Here is a 14,013-nt window from a genome sequence, read left to right as displayed (position 1 = left end):
GCAACCCTATTTACGGACGAAGCGGCCGATACATTCGACGTGGCTGGTCAGAGGAAATGCGTCGAACGCGCGCACGTCCGTCAGCTCGTAACCGGCTGCCCGGTAGAGGCTCGCGTCCCGCGCGAACGATGCCGGATCGCAGCCGATATGGACGATCGTGCGGGGAGACCGCGTCGCGAGACCTTCGATGACGTCGCGTCCGGCACCGGCTCGCGGCGGATCGAGTACCGCCACCGCCACCGATTCCGGCAATGAATCCATCGATCGCTCGACCCGGCCCGGCGCGAACGAGACCTGAGCAAGGTCGTGCAGCGCCGAACGCCCGTCCTCGGCGGCCCGGCGCGAGAACTCGACGCTGGTGACTCGTCCGCTCGATCCCACCCGCTCGGCGAGAGCCGCCGCGAACACGCCGACACCGCCGTAGAGATCCCATGCGCCGTCACCCGGATCGGCGTCCGCCCAGTCGCGCACGACGTCGGTGTACACCTGGGCCGCTCCCTTGTGCGCCTGCCAGAAGCCGGTGGCATCGAGTGTCCACGGCCGCGCCGAGACGAATTCGGTGACGCGACCCGACCCGATGACAGCCTTTTCCGGCCTGGCCCGGGACGACGCTGCTCGACGCGCCGACGCACCGCGGCGGCCCGGAGACCGGCGTCCGGTTCGCGTCAACTGGGCCGGTGCCACCTCCACCACATGGCGTTCACCCATACCGTCGAGGACCACCTGCAATTCGGCACCTGCGCGCCACTCACGGTCCGACAATCCGTCGAACGCAACTGGATCCATTTGCGGGCACGACAACTCCGTGACGATCGAACTGCTTCGATAGCGGTGGTAGCCGGGCCGTCCACCCGAATCCACTGCCAGCCGAACGCGGGTCCGCCATCCGGTGCCGTCGCCGGTGCCCGGCAACTCCTCGACCGGAACGTCCCTCTCGATGCCCGCGACGCGGCGCAGCTGTTCGGCGACGACGGAGGACTTGAGTCGACGACCGGCTTCGGGGATCGCGTGAGAATAGTCGCAGCATCCCGAACCACCGGGGCCGGAGATGGGGCAGCGAGCGTCGATGCGGTCCGGCGACGCGGTGAGGATCTCGATCGCGTCGGCGCGGCAGAACGACCCACCGCGATCCTCGGTCACCTTGGCCATGACGCGTTCCCCCGGTAGCCCGTGGCGGACGAACACCACCCGACCTTCGTGACGGGCCACGCAGAACCCACCGTGTCCGGGAGCACCCAGTTCGACGTCGAGCACCAGCCCGAACCAGTTCTCGGTCATTTGCCCGCCGGCGGTTCGTAGCCGCGACGCGATGCACCCGGCGCATTTCCGAGCACCTCGCGCCTGGCCTTCTCCGACGAGCGCAGCTGCCACGGAACGCTGGTGACCATCACGCCGGGTTGAAACAGCAGTCGGGACTTCAATCTCAGCGCACTCTGGTTGTGCAGGACCTGCTCCCACCAGTGACCGACGACGTACTCGGGGATGAAGACGGTCACCACATCACGTGGTGAGTCGCGTCGAACTCGTTTGACGTAGTCCAGAACCGGCTTGGTGACTTCGCGGTAGGGCGATTCGACTACCTTCAGGGGTACCGAGACGTCACTGGCCTCCCATTCACGTACCAATGCTCGGGTGTCCACCTCGTCGACGTTGACGGTGACGGCTTCGAGAGTGTCGGGCCTGGTCGCGCGTGCGTAGGCGAGAGCCCGCAGGGTCGGCATGTGCAGCTTGGACACCAGCACGATCGAGTGCGTGCGGCTGGGTAGTACGCCGTCCCACACCTCGTTCTCGAGCTCGCGCGCCACGGTGTCGTAGTGCTTTCTGATCATCCGCATCAGGATGAAGATGGCCACCATCGCCACGATCGCGATCCAGGCTCCGGCAGCGAACTTGGTGATCAACACGATCACGAGAACGGTCGCCGTCATGGCCAGACCGACGCTGTTGACCACCCGCGAGCGCTGCATCCTGCCGCGCTGCTCGCCATCGGTCTCGGTTCGGAGCAGGCGGGTCCAGTGCCGGATCATGCCGGTCTGGCTCAGGGTGAACGAGACGAACACACCCACGATGTAGAGCTGGATGAGCTTGGTGACCTCTGCTCCGAACACCACGACGAACACGATGGCTGCACCGGACAGGAACAGGATGCCGTTACTGAAGGCAAGGCGATCGCCGCGCGTGTGCAACTGTCGGGGTAGATACCGGTCCTGAGCGAGCACCGAGCCCAGCACGGGGAAGCCGTTGAATGCCGTGTTCGCGGCGAGTACCAGGATCAACGCCGTCACGGCGGTGATGAAGAAGAACCCAACGGGGAACCCGCTGAACACCGCCTCCGCCAACTGCGCGATCAACGTCTTCTGGTGGTAGCCATCCGGTGCCCCGATCAGCTGCGCCTCCGGGTCCATCGCGTACTTGATGCCGATCTTTTGCGCCAGCACGATGATGCCCATCAACAACGTGATGCCGATACCGCCGAGCAGCAACAGCGTGGTTGCCGCGTTACGGGACTTGGGCTTCTCGAAGGCAGGCACCCCGTTACTGATGGCCTCGACTCCGGTCAGCGCCGCGCAACCCGACGAGAACGCCCGCGCGACGAGGAACGCGAACGCGATCCCGTACAGATGCGAGTCCTCGGCTTTCAGATCGAACGTCGCCGACTCGGCGTGAATGTCGTCTCCGAGCACGTAGACCCGGAACAACCCGTAGCCCAACATCAGGAACATGCCGCCCATGAAGGCGTATGTGGGAATGGCGAACGCGGCACCCGACTCGCGGATACCGCGCAGGTTGATCGACGTGATGAACACGATGGCCACCACCGCGAACAGCACCTTGTGCTGCGCGACGAAGGGCACGGCCGAACCGATGTTCGACGCGGCCGCCGAAATGGAGACCGCCACGGTCAGCACGTAGTCCACCAACAATGCACTACCCACGGTCAGACCCGCCGCAGGACCGAGGTTGGTGGTCGCGACCTCGTAATCACCACCGCCGGACGGGTAGGCGTGCACGTTCTGCCGGTAGCTGGCGACCACCACCGCCATCACGACACAGACCGCGAGACCGATCCACGGAGTGAACGTGAGCGCCGATATCCCGGCCACGGACAACACCAGGAAGATCTCTTCGGGTGCGTACGCAACCGAGGACATGGCGTCCGAGGCGAACACCGGTAGCGCGATTCGCTTGGGTAGCAAGGTATGACCGAGCTTGTCGCTGCGGAACGGCTTACCGAGAACCAGCCGCTTTGCGGCAGTCGAGACCTTGGACACGATCAGAAGCGTAGGCCGTCGGGTCGCCGGCGGCGCAACCACGCGCCCTTTGACTTCCATCCGATGCCCACCCACGGTCGAGCCGGTGACGAATCCCCGATACGTTGGTGCTCGCATGCACACGGTGGCAATGTCGTCGGCAGTGTTGGTCGGCAATCGAGATCGGGACGGAGCTGGGCGTTGTACGTAGTTGTGATGGGGTGTGGCCGTGTCGGCGCATCGCTGGCCGGAGCGCTCGAGCGCATCGGGCACGAGGTGGCGATCATCGACCGCGACGAAACCGCGTTTCTGCGCCTCGACCCCGACTTCGGCGGGCATCGAGTAGTCGGTATGGGATTCGACCGAGATGTGTTGGTGCGCGCCGGAATCGAGAAGGCGGAGGCATTCGCAGCCGTATCCTCCGGTGACAATTCCAACATCATCTCCGCGCGCGTCGCGCGCGAGACGTTCGGCGTCGAGAAGGTCGTCGCCAGGATCTACGACGCCAAACGCGCCGCCGTGTACGAGCGCCTCGGTATTCCGACCGTGGCCACAGTGCCGTGGGCGACCGACCGGTTTCTGCACAATCTTCTGCGGGACGACCCCACCACCAAGTGGCGAGATCCGTCCGGGAGCGTCGCGGTGGTGCTGCTCGACTTCCACGATGCGTGGATCGGCAAGAAATTGTCGGTACTCGAGGATGCGACCCGGTCGCGGGCCGCGTTCGTCATCCGTTTCGGCACCGGACTGCTGCCCGACAAGCGCACCGTGATCCAGGCAGGCGACGAGGTGTACGTCGCTGCCGTCTCCGGGACCGTCGCCGAGGCCATCGCATTGGCCGGCAATCCGCCGCCGTCGGACGACTGATGCTCGCCCGTACGTTGTTCTCCTCCCCCATCGACCCGAACGGGAAGCCATGAAAGTCGCCATCGCCGGTGCCGGCGCAGTCGGCAGATCCATTGCACGCGAATTGATCCGAAGCGAGCACGAGGTGATGCTCCTCGAACGCAAACTCGACCACGTCGATCAGGCCGCGGTACCCGAGGCCGAATGGGTGCTCGCGGACGCCTGCGAGTTGAGTCTGCTCGAGGCCGCCCATCTCGAGAACTACGACGTAGTGATCGCCGCTACCGGCGACGACAAGGCGAACCTGGTGCTCAGCTTGCTGGCCAAAACCGAGTTCGGCGTGAACCGCGTGGTGGCCCGGGTCAACGACCCCAGAAACGAATGGCTCTTCGACGCGGCCTGGGGTGTCGATGTCGCAGTCTCGACCCCGCGCATGCTGGCGTCACTGGTGGAGGAGGCCGTATCGGTAGGCGATCTGGTCCACCTGATGACATTCCGCAAAGGGCAGGCAAATCTCGTGGAGATCACTCTGCCCGAGAACACGCCCCTGGCGGGCAAGCCGGTACGCAAGCTCCAGCTACCGCGGGACGCAGCACTGGTGACGATTCTTCGCGGTGGCCGTGTCATCGTTCCGCAGCACGACGATCCACTCGAAGGCGGTGACGAGTTGCTCTTCGTCGCGGCGAAAGAGGTGGAGGACGAACTACGTGCTGCGGTCGGTCTGACCTGACGGCAGCTCGTCGGCCTGTTCGTCGTTCGATGCGAGGTCCAGCGCTCGATCTGCCTGACGCACCGCCCACAGAGTCACCAGTAGGGCTACGCCGGTCAGGGGCCACCCCATCCCGATCCGTGCCACCGCGAGCCAGCCGGTCTGGTCCGAGTCGTAGAGCTGGGACTGAACGATGTAGCGCGCAGCGAACACCGACGCCCAGGCGATAGTGGCCACGTCGTAGTAGCGAACCGCAGACCGCTCCCGACGCCACGACGTTCCCTTGCCGTTGAGGTAACCCCAGATGACGCCGACGAGCGGCCACCGGGCGAGTACCGACAGCACGAACGCCCCGCCGTAGACGAGTGATGTATAGATGCCGAACAGGAAGTAGCCCTTGGCGTCCCCGGTGCGGTACGCGATGAATGCGCAGATGCCGACGCCGAAGAATCCGGAGATGGCCGGTTGTATCGGGCTGCGGCGTACCAGCCGCCACACCAGAACGGCCGCGGCGACACCCAACGCCGCCCACAGAGCGACCGACAGGCCGAAGTAGCTGTTGAACGGGACGAAGACGACCACGGGCAGCGTGGAATACACCAATCCGCTCACACCGCCGAGCTGCTCGAGCACGGTGGGGGCGGCGGTCTTCACGGCGTCCGGCGTCGACGTGTCGGGTACCGGTTCCGGCGTGTCCGACGTTCTCGGGTGCGGCACTGCATCGTCGCTGTTCGTCACGAGAACGAGAGTGCCATACCGGGGACGATCAGTTGTCGTCGCGCAGTTCGTAGTACGGGTTGTAGACGATCTTGCGCCCATCGCGTTCGCCGACCCGGCCACGCACCAGAACCGTCTTGCCCGGCTCGATTCCGGCAATCTTGCGCCGGCCGATCCACAGGAGAGTCACCGTGTCGGTGCCGTCGAAGAACTCCGCTTCGATGTTGGCGTTCGCGGCCTTGGAACACGCTTCGACGCTGCGTAGACGACCCAACATCGTGACCTCTTCGCCACGCGAGCAATCGCAGGCGCGTCGAGCTCCGGACGCTTCGGAGGATTCGGCCATCTCCTCGGCGTCGAGCTGATCGATGTCCTCGGTCAACTTTCGCGTCAAACGGCGAAAGTATCCTGCGGCAGCGGGTGCCATTGTGCGCTCCTGCGGGTGGGGGTCGTCTCGCAGCTCCACTCCTGGGAGCAGTTGCGGCGACCTGGGAGTTTCCCTCGTCATAGCTGGTACTTCGCCACTGTAGACCCGATCCGGCGCGCTGACCAACCACCGCCACGCCGTCGAACGGGGGCGTGCACAATCGTCTCGTGCACACCCGATTCGAGACCTCCACCGCGATCGTTCTACCGGGGACGGGATCGGACGCGCAGTTCGCGCAGGAGGCATTCGGGCAGGCGTTCGACGTTGTGGGATTGACCACTGTCGCCGTGGAACCCGACCCGACCGGCGTGGTGGGGAGCTATCTCGGTGCACTCGACGACGCTGTACGCGCGCACGGTCCCGTCGTGGTCGCCGGAATCTCGCTGGGTGCAGCCGTCGCGGCGCACTGGGCCGAACGCAACCGCTCGAGTGTCGTCGCGTTGGCGCTGGCGCTGCCGGCGTGGACGGGCGATCCCACCGGCTCACCGGCTGCACTGAGTGCACGGTTCACGGCTGGGTCGCTTCGCGAACACGGGCTCGACCGCGTCACGGCGACCATGGCCGAGTCGAGCCCAGAATGGCTCGCGCGCACCCTGGCGCGATCCTGGGCGTCGCAGTGGCCGGCGCTCCCCCGCGCGCTGGACGAGGCGGCCTCGTACCGAGGCCCGGAGTTGGACCGTCTCGCGCGGATCGACGCGCCGACCGTCGTGGTCGGCGCGATCGACGACCCGGTGCATCCGATCGCGGTGGCGGAGCAGTGGGCTCGCGCCCTGCCGAGAGGCGTACTGCGGACCGTGACATTGACGGATATCGGACTCGACCCGGGGGTCCTGGGCCGAGAAGCCGTCGACGCTCTGACCGCGGCGCTCGACGGCTGACGCCGATCAGCCCCCCAGTTGCTGAATCGCCGATCCGGACGCCCCTCGGCGCGGAGCGCGCTCGGCACCGGGTTGTTCGGCGTCCGGTTGCGGAATCGACTGCTGCTGCGCCGCATCGGTGTTCGCGTCAGGGGCAGCAGGCTGCGCCGGCGCGGCCTGCTGCGCTGCTTGCTGCTGCGCGGCAGCCGCCAGTTGCTCGGCCAACACCTGCGGCAGAACCACCGGCAACGGAGTACGCACCGGGTGTGGATCGGTGCCGCGGTCGACGACGGTCTGTCGCAGAATCGAGTGCGCGAGCTGGACCAGGGGCTGCCCCTCCGCCACCGCGCCCGACGGCCCGGCGAGGACGCATCGAACCATCCAGCGATACCCGTCGACACCGATGAAGCGCAGATCGGCGTTGGCGGTGACACCGACCAACTCGCGGCCCCACGGCCCGGTCTCCACGGTCGTCTCGGCCTTGTCGTTGCGGAGCGATGTCGCCAGATCGGCCGCCACCTCGCGCCACTGCCCCGGAGACTTCGGGGCAGCGTAGGCGGCGATGGTGATGCGCCCGAACTGGGTGACGATGTGTACTGCCTGCGGGCTGCCCGCCTGAGACATCTCGACCTGCAGTTGCCCGCCCTCGGGGAGAGGGATCAACACCGAGCCGAGATCCAGCCGGTTCGCCGCAACGCTCTCGCGATCCTCGTCCAGATCACCGAGATCGTGGGGCCCCTCGACGGTGGTGTCCGCGGTCGCATCGTCGTTGTCGTCGTCGCGGCCGTCGACGAATGGCTCCGCGCTGGACGCGGAGGCACTGCCGGCGTCGTTCTTCTTACGCCGTCCGAACATGTTCAGCTCTCTTCTTCTCGGTTGCATTCAGTTCGCTGTACACCGACGACCGTCGCGACAGACGCACTACGTAGGACGTCACTGCACCAGACTCGCATGTCCGCCGGTCGAACCGTGACCGCCGTCCCCTCGAACGGTGTCGTCGAGTCGATCCACTTCGACGAACTCGACCAATTCGACGCGCTGCACCACCAACTGAGCGATTCGATCGCCGCGATCGAGCACGATGGGCGTCCGGAGATCGTGGTTGATCAAGCAGACCTTGATCTCCCCGCGGTATCCAGCGTCGATGGTGCCAGGGGTGTTGACGACCGACAGTCCCGATTTGGCCGCCAGGCCCGAGCGCGGGTGGATCAGCCCCACCATCCCGAGGGGCAGGGCCACCGCAATCCCCGTGCCCACGAGAACCCGTTCGCCCGGAGCGATCGTCACTGGCGCGGTGATCCGCAGATCCACACCCGCGTCACCCTCGTGCGCACGCGTGGGAACCGGTAGATCTGGGTCCAACCGGCGAAGTCGAACCTCCCCGGGGCGGTCCGGGGGCACCTCGAGCTGGTCGCCGGAAAGCGTGTTGCGGGACTCGATGACTTCGTCACTCACGTCGAACGAGACTACGCTGATCTGCTTCGCCGTCGGCGCGGCGACTACCCTGGGTGGGGTGACTGCAGATCGACAGGCCGATCGGGCGAACCCCGAGTCCGACGACCCCACCTCGCGTGCCGGTTCCCCCGGCTCGGAGTCGGTGCTCTACGCCGAACGACTGTGGGTACCCCTCTGGTGGTGGGTGGCCGGCGCAGCGCTGGCGGTACTACTCGCAGCGGAGGTACACATGGGTGCCCCCGGTGTTCGCGCCTGGCTGCCCTACGTGTTGCTCCTGCCCCTGGTCGCCTGGGCTCTGGTGGCGTTCAGCAGGTTACGTGTGCAGGTGGTGGCCACCGATCCGAGCTCGGACTCGACCGAGTCGTCGTCCGCCGGCCTCGAGCTACGGGTCGGCAAAGCGCATCTGCCTCTCGATGTCGCGTCCAAGGCAGCCGTGGTGCCCGCGACAGCAAAAAGTGCGGCGCTGGGAAGGCAGCTGGACCCGCTTGCCTTCGTACAGCACCGCACCTGGGTGAAACAGATGGTGATCGTCGTACTGGACGACCCGGACGACCCGACGCCCTACTGGTTGATCAGCACCAAGCGGCCGGAGGATCTACTCGCCGTGCTCAGTGCCCACGGCGTGGAAGCCCGCTGACCCAGCCGTCGGGCTCTCGCTGCGAAACCTCACTGCCCGGCCGCTCGGCCGGGCATCGCCTGCCCTCGATCAGGGCTTGCCGTCGATCAGGGCTTGCCGTCGATCAGGCAGCGCAGTCCCGGCACATGAGGACACCGTTGGCATCGCTGGCCAGTCGACTGCGGTGGTGCACCAGGAAGCAGCTCGAACAGGTGAATTCGTCCGCCTGCTTGGGAACCACCCGGACCGAAAGCTCTTCGCCGGACAGGTCGGCACCCGGGAGCTCGAAGGACTCGGCGGTGTCTGACTCGTCCACATCGACGACTGCGGACTGCGCCTCGTTGCGGCGAGCCTTCAGTTCTTCGAGAGAGTCCTCCGAGACGTCGTCGGATTCTGTTCTTCTCGGAGCGTCGTAATCGGTTGCCATTGTTCTCGTAACCCCTCATCTTCGTACGTGTGTGTGGTGGAAGCTGCCGGTGTGGTCGGCTTGTGGCCGTCGGCTGTGAAGAGGGCGCTTGCTCGCTCCCACCGATTTGATTCTCGATCGAACAGGTTCATCACGCGGTGCCGGAAACTACACCGGGTAGTTCCCGAATTCCGCCGGTTGAAACTCGATCGAGATTTCGCTCACCTGATCGACGATTCACCGGCAGCTTTCTGTTTCTTAAGCACTGCGGCCGCCAGACAATAGCCGACGCCGACCCCAAAGCCGAAACCGAATCGCCGATCACTTCATTGCCTCCGTGCACGCCGCATCAACACCGAGATCACCGGCTTCATTCCGCAGTCCGCAGAAGCAGTTCTGCTGCTGGTTTTCGCGGTGCAAACGGGTCGCGTGCACTGCTTTCGGCGACCTCGCGGCCGAGTGTGCCGTCGCCGAGGACCGCGGGCATCTACAGTAGGCACGCGTCGGTGTGAACCGACTCCGTGTACCGGTCTCGGCGACTGCCGACGGAAAGGCGAAGAATCACTGTGGTTTCTCTGATCACCGAAGGCCAGCCGGTCGACGACCGCGGCCGTCCGTTCCGTCGACGCCGCGCACTTCCGATCATCGCCGTGTTCGCAGTACTCGCTCTGCTCGCCGTGGTCGTGTGGGTCAAGGTGTTCACCACCACCGAGACGACATCGGCCACTGCCGAATGCAACACCCCGACCACGACCGCTGCCACCGACGGAACGCAGCCGGTTGCCCTCGGCGAGGAAGTCGACCCGACGACACTTCTCGACGTCGAGCCTGCCGCCCTGTCGGCATCGAAGGTACGAGTGTTCAACGCCAACGGCGAACGCGGCCAAGCTGCACACGTGGCGGCTCAGCTCAGTGACTACGGCTTCGCGAGTGCTCCGGACGTGCAGGTGGGCAACGATCCCGTCTACGTCGACCAGAACATGCAGTGCCAAGGCCAGATCCGATTCGGATCCGCGGGTATCGGTGCCGCGAGCGCGGTATGGCTCCTCGCACCGTGTGCAGAACTCATCGAGGACTCGAGAACCGACGACTCGGTGGATCTGGCACTCGGCACCTACTTCAGCGAGATTCAGCCGAACGACGACGCAGAGGAAGTGCTACGCACGCTGGCGGGCGCAGCCCCCGGTGCCGCGCCGCAGCCCCTCGACCCCGATCTGCTCGCCGCCGCGCGCCAGTCTCGTTGCTGAGTCGATCGCGCTGCTGAGACGGTTGCACTGCTGAGACGGACCAGTCCGTCAGCTCGGAATCGGATCGAGTGCGCCGACGAGTCGTAGGGCGGCAGTCAGGGGTTCGGCGATTCCCGGGGCCATCGCCACGGTGACGACTCCGTCCGCACTCGTCGACGTCGCTGCGGGCACATCGACGAGGGCTCCGGCCTCGGCAGCGATCAGCGACCCCGCCGCCCAGTCCCACGGGCTGAGCCCGTGCTCGAAGTGTGCGTCGACGGCACCGGACGCGACCATGCACAGATCCAATGCTGCAGAACCGATTCGGCGAATATCTCGCACCTTCGGCAGCAGTTCGGCGATGATCGCGCCCTGCGCCGCGCGGCGTCGTGATCCGTACCCGAATCCGGTGGCCAACAACGTCATCGACAATTCGGTCACACCCGAACACTGCAGCCGTTCGATACGACCGTCTGCGTACCGAGCCGTCGCCCCATGCCCCTGCGCGGCCGAATAGACCACATCGCGGGCCACGTCGACGACGGCCCCTGCCACGCTCTCTCCGTCGATCTGCGCGGCGACAGAGACCGCGTACGCGGGAATGCCGTACATGAAATTGACGGTTCCGTCGATCGGATCCAGCACCCACCTAACTCCGTCGACGGATTCGTCTCCGCCACCTTCCTCCTCACCGAGGACGGAATCGGTGGGACGCAGCCGCGCCAACAATTCGCGAAGAACACGTTCGGTTTCGGTGTCCACGACGGTGACCGGATCGGTCGGTGTGCTCTTGGACTGCACGGCAGCTGCCTCCGCAGCGGGACTGCCACCGAACACCTGCGGACGACGCGTTCGCACGTGTTCGGCTGCCTCCGTGGCAACCCGAACGGCGACCCCGCGCAGTGCCTCCACATCACGTGTCGTCGGTTCGGTATCCGACCGTTCTACGGTTGCCGGCGTCTGCGGCAATTGCTCAGTGGCGGTGTGGGTCTGCGTTCCGTCATGTTTCGGCACGCGTACATCGCAACACACTTCGCCGGCGCGGCACCACCGCGGCACTCGGCGGGCCGTCCGCTACAGCGTCGGCGTCACGCCGACGAACGGACGGCACTATTGTTCCGAAGCGACGGCACACACGAATTCGATCAGGCCAGGAGCGGCATCGACATGACACAGCCAGGTTCGGACAACAGCACCGCGGCGACGGCCGAGCGTCACGGGTTCGGCGTCGACGTCGGTGGCAGCGGCATCAAGGGCGGCATCGTCGACCTGAACACCGGTGAGCTCGTGGGCGATCGCTACAAGATCGAGACGCCTCAGCCCTCGACCCCCGACGCCGTCGCGCGGACCGTGGCCGAGATCGTCGCTCATTTCGAGTGGACCGGACCGATCGGCGTCACTCTGCCCGCGGTGGTCACCAACGGTGTGGCTCGTTCGGCCGCCAACATCGACAAGAGCTGGATCGACACCGATGCGCGCGCACTGTTCGCGAAGGCCATCGGAAACGAGAACATCACCGTCCTCAACGACGCGGATGCCGCCGGGGTCGCCGAGGACAAGTACGGCGGCGGCAAGGGCAAGGACGGGGTCGTCGTTCTGCTCACGTTCGGCACCGGGATCGGTTCCGCCGTTCTGCACAACGGAGTTCTGCTGCCGAACACCGAGTTCGGACACATGGAGATCGGTGGCAAGGAAGCCGAGCATCGCGCGGCGTCCTCGGTGAAGGAGAACAAGGGGCTGTCCTACAAGGAATGGGCAAAAGAGGTCTCCACCGTGCTCGCGACGTTCGAGGCGCTGCTGTGGCCCGACCTGTTCATTGCCGGTGGCGGAATCAGTCGCAAGAGCGAGAAGTGGATTCCGCACCTGACCAACCGAACTCCGGTGGTCCCCGCGACCCTGCTGAACACGGCGGGCATCGTCGGAGCGGCCCTCGCTGCGGACAGTGCCGTCGCGTCTGCCGAGACCGGTACATCGGCTGGATCTCCGCACTGACACGCGGTGTCGCCACCTGCGAAGGACGAGGGTAGGTAACAAACTCCTGAGAGGTCGTTACAATGGTGTGTGCCGGTACGCAGCCGGCCGAATCCGAAGACCTCTCCGCCGGAAACAACTCTGGCGTGACGCCGCACGACTTCGTCACGAAAGGGCGTACGTGGCAGCCACCGATATCCGTCAGACCGTAGATTCCGAACCTGGAACTGCGACACCTGAACCTGCTGTCAAGGCACCCGCCGCGAAGGCACCGGCTAAGAAGGCACCGGCCAAACGCGCCGCCGCCAAGAAGGCACCGGCCAAGAAGGCCGCAGCGAAGAAGACAGCAGCTCCCGCCACCGGCGATGACGTCGACGAGAGCACCCCGGGAATCGAAGACATCGACATCTCCGAAGGTGATCTCGCCGCCGCAGCGAACGACGTCGTCGAGGTCGTCGCCGCAGGCGACGACACCGAAGAGGACGCAACGAGCGAGCCGACCGCCGAGGACAAGGCGTCGGGAGACTTCGTCTGGGACGAAGAGGAATCCGAAGCGCTGCGTCAGGCCCGCAAGGACGCCGAGCTCACCGCATCGGCGGACTCGGTCCGCGCGTACCTCAAGCAGATCGGCAAGGTCGCCCTTCTCAACGCCGAGGAAGAGGTCGAGCTCGCCAAGCGGATCGAGGCAGGACTGTTCGCCGTCGAGAAGATGCGCGAGTCCGCGGAGAAGGGCGAGAAGCTCCCCGTCGCCCAGCGGCGTGACATGACCTGGATCTGCCGTGACGGCAACCGCGCCAAGAACCACCTGCTCGAGGCAAACCTCCGCCTCGTCGTATCGCTGGCCAAGCGCTACACGGGCCGCGGCATGGCGTTCCTGGATCTCATCCAGGAGGGCAACCTGGGTCTGATTCGCGCAGTCGAGAAGTTCGACTACACCAAGGGCTACAAGTTCTCGACGTATGCCACCTGGTGGATCCGCCAGGCCATCACTCGTGCCATGGCAGACCAGGCCCGCACCATTCGTATCCCGGTGCACATGGTCGAGGTCATCAACAAGCTCGGACGCATCCAGCGTGAGCTCCTGCAGGATCTGGGCCGCGAGCCCACTCCCGAAGAACTCGCCAAGGAGATGGACATCACGCCCGAGAAGGTGCTGGAGATCCAGCAGTACGCTCGCGAGCCGATTTCCCTCGACCAGACCATCGGTGACGAGGGTGACAGCCAGCTCGGGGACTTCATCGAGGACTCCGAAGCTGTCGTCGCGGTCGACGCGGTGTCGTTCACGCTTCTGCAGGATCAGCTTCAGTCGGTGCTCGAGACGCTCTCCGAGCGAGAAGCAGGCGTGGTCCGCCTGCGCTTCGGCCTCACCGATGGACAGCCCCGCACCCTCGACGAGATCGGGCAGGTGTACGGAGTCACCCGCGAGCGAATTCGTCAGATCGAGTCCAAGACGATGTCGAAGCTGCGGCACCCGTCGCGGTCCCAGGTTCTGCGCGACTACCTGGACTGACAATCTTCGAACGACAAGCGAC

At 65.6% G+C, this 14,013-nt stretch carries 15 protein-coding genes; 7 read left to right on the top strand and 8 right to left on the bottom strand.

Translation table 11 applies throughout. The annotated features are described in order from the left end of the window. Nucleotides 1-6: 6 nt before the first annotated feature. Both CH285_RS13555 and CH285_RS13550 read right to left on the bottom strand, forming a co-directional pair. Complete coding sequence (locus tag CH285_RS13555; protein ID WP_094643155.1) at nucleotides 7-1,278, bottom strand: class I SAM-dependent RNA methyltransferase; 1,272 nt, start codon at nucleotides 1,276-1,278, stop codon at nucleotides 7-9. After that, nucleotides 1,275-3,272 (bottom strand): APC family permease, encoded by a 1,998-nt coding sequence (locus CH285_RS13550; RefSeq protein ID WP_032372799.1) that lies wholly within the window; start codon nucleotides 3,270-3,272, stop codon nucleotides 1,275-1,277. The genes CH285_RS13555 and CH285_RS13550 overlap by 4 nt, the downstream gene beginning before the upstream one ends. A gap of 180 nt (nucleotides 3,273-3,452) precedes the next feature. On the opposite strand from CH285_RS13550, the gene CH285_RS13545 reads away from it, so the two are divergent. Next, the gene (locus tag CH285_RS13545; RefSeq protein WP_027496899.1) at nucleotides 3,453-4,118 is read left to right on the top strand and encodes a potassium channel family protein; all 666 of its coding nucleotides are present in this window, start codon (nucleotides 3,453-3,455) and stop codon (nucleotides 4,116-4,118) included. A gap of 49 nt (nucleotides 4,119-4,167) precedes the next feature. Next, nucleotides 4,168-4,827, top strand: coding sequence for a potassium channel family protein (locus CH285_RS13540; RefSeq protein ID WP_032365054.1), 660 nt, complete (start codon nucleotides 4,168-4,170; stop codon nucleotides 4,825-4,827). Here CH285_RS13540 and CH285_RS13535 read toward each other — a convergent pair. Both CH285_RS13535 and CH285_RS13530 read right to left on the bottom strand, forming a co-directional pair. Further along, entirely contained in the window at nucleotides 4,801-5,544 is a 744-nt protein-coding gene (locus CH285_RS13535; protein WP_371827921.1) for a DUF3159 domain-containing protein, read from the bottom strand. The two genes, CH285_RS13540 and CH285_RS13535, sit on opposite strands and share 27 nt — an antisense overlap. A gap of 28 nt (nucleotides 5,545-5,572) precedes the next feature. Continuing rightward, nucleotides 5,573-5,950, bottom strand: coding sequence for an OB-fold nucleic acid binding domain-containing protein (locus CH285_RS13530; RefSeq protein WP_027496896.1), 378 nt, complete (start codon nucleotides 5,948-5,950; stop codon nucleotides 5,573-5,575). A gap of 167 nt (nucleotides 5,951-6,117) precedes the next feature. Here CH285_RS13530 and CH285_RS13525 point away from each other — a divergent pair, with 167 nt between their 5' ends. Continuing rightward, entirely contained in the window at nucleotides 6,118-6,828 is a 711-nt protein-coding gene (locus tag CH285_RS13525; protein ID WP_255032309.1) for an alpha/beta fold hydrolase, read from the top strand. A gap of 6 nt (nucleotides 6,829-6,834) precedes the next feature. Here CH285_RS13525 and CH285_RS13520 read toward each other — a convergent pair whose 3' ends face one another. Further along, a complete protein-coding gene (locus CH285_RS13520) occupies nucleotides 6,835-7,662 on the bottom strand; it encodes a DUF3710 domain-containing protein (RefSeq protein ID WP_032370445.1) in 828 nt (275 codons plus the stop codon). A 78-nt stretch (nucleotides 7,663-7,740) separates the two neighbouring features. Beyond that, complete coding sequence (dut, locus tag CH285_RS13515) at nucleotides 7,741-8,208, bottom strand: dUTP diphosphatase (RefSeq protein ID WP_027496893.1); 468 nt, start codon at nucleotides 8,206-8,208, stop codon at nucleotides 7,741-7,743. 196 nt (nucleotides 8,209-8,404) lie between these two features. Here dut and CH285_RS13510 point away from each other — a divergent pair, with 196 nt between their 5' ends. Continuing rightward, a complete protein-coding gene (locus CH285_RS13510) occupies nucleotides 8,405-8,899 on the top strand; it encodes a DUF3093 domain-containing protein (protein WP_032365098.1) in 495 nt (164 codons plus the stop codon). 103 nt (nucleotides 8,900-9,002) lie between these two features. Here CH285_RS13510 and CH285_RS13505 read toward each other — a convergent pair whose 3' ends face one another. Then, nucleotides 9,003-9,305 (bottom strand): DUF4193 domain-containing protein, encoded by a 303-nt coding sequence (locus tag CH285_RS13505; RefSeq protein ID WP_027496891.1) that lies wholly within the window; start codon nucleotides 9,303-9,305, stop codon nucleotides 9,003-9,005. 545 nt (nucleotides 9,306-9,850) lie between these two features. Between CH285_RS13505 and cei the strand changes: the two genes are divergently transcribed. Then, entirely contained in the window at nucleotides 9,851-10,531 is a 681-nt protein-coding gene (cei, locus tag CH285_RS13500; RefSeq protein ID WP_027496890.1) for an envelope integrity protein Cei, read from the top strand. A 48-nt stretch (nucleotides 10,532-10,579) separates the two neighbouring features. Here cei and CH285_RS13495 read toward each other — a convergent pair whose 3' ends face one another. Beyond that, nucleotides 10,580-11,479, bottom strand: coding sequence for an inositol monophosphatase family protein (locus CH285_RS13495; protein WP_370878780.1), 900 nt, complete (start codon nucleotides 11,477-11,479; stop codon nucleotides 10,580-10,582). Between the two features lie 198 nt (nucleotides 11,480-11,677). On the opposite strand from CH285_RS13495, the gene ppgK reads away from it, so the two are divergent. Beyond that, the gene (gene ppgK, locus CH285_RS13490) at nucleotides 11,678-12,502 is read left to right on the top strand and encodes a polyphosphate--glucose phosphotransferase (RefSeq protein ID WP_048318496.1); all 825 of its coding nucleotides are present in this window, start codon (nucleotides 11,678-11,680) and stop codon (nucleotides 12,500-12,502) included. Nucleotides 12,503-12,662: 160 nt separating this feature from the next. Further along, nucleotides 12,663-13,991 carry an RNA polymerase sigma factor gene (locus CH285_RS13485; RefSeq protein WP_032365052.1) on the top strand — a complete coding sequence of 443 codons (1,329 nt, stop codon included), beginning with the start codon at nucleotides 12,663-12,665 and terminating at the stop codon, nucleotides 13,989-13,991. Nucleotides 13,992-14,013: the final 22 nt, after the last annotated feature.

It is taken from the genome of Rhodococcus sp. 05-2256-B1 (genome assembly GCF_002258465.1).
GTDB classification, from domain to species: Bacteria; Actinomycetota; Actinomycetes; order Mycobacteriales; family Mycobacteriaceae; genus Rhodococcoides; species Rhodococcoides fascians.
The sequence above is the reverse complement of the archived record's forward strand: the minus strand, read 5'-3'. Positions and strand labels throughout refer to the sequence as shown.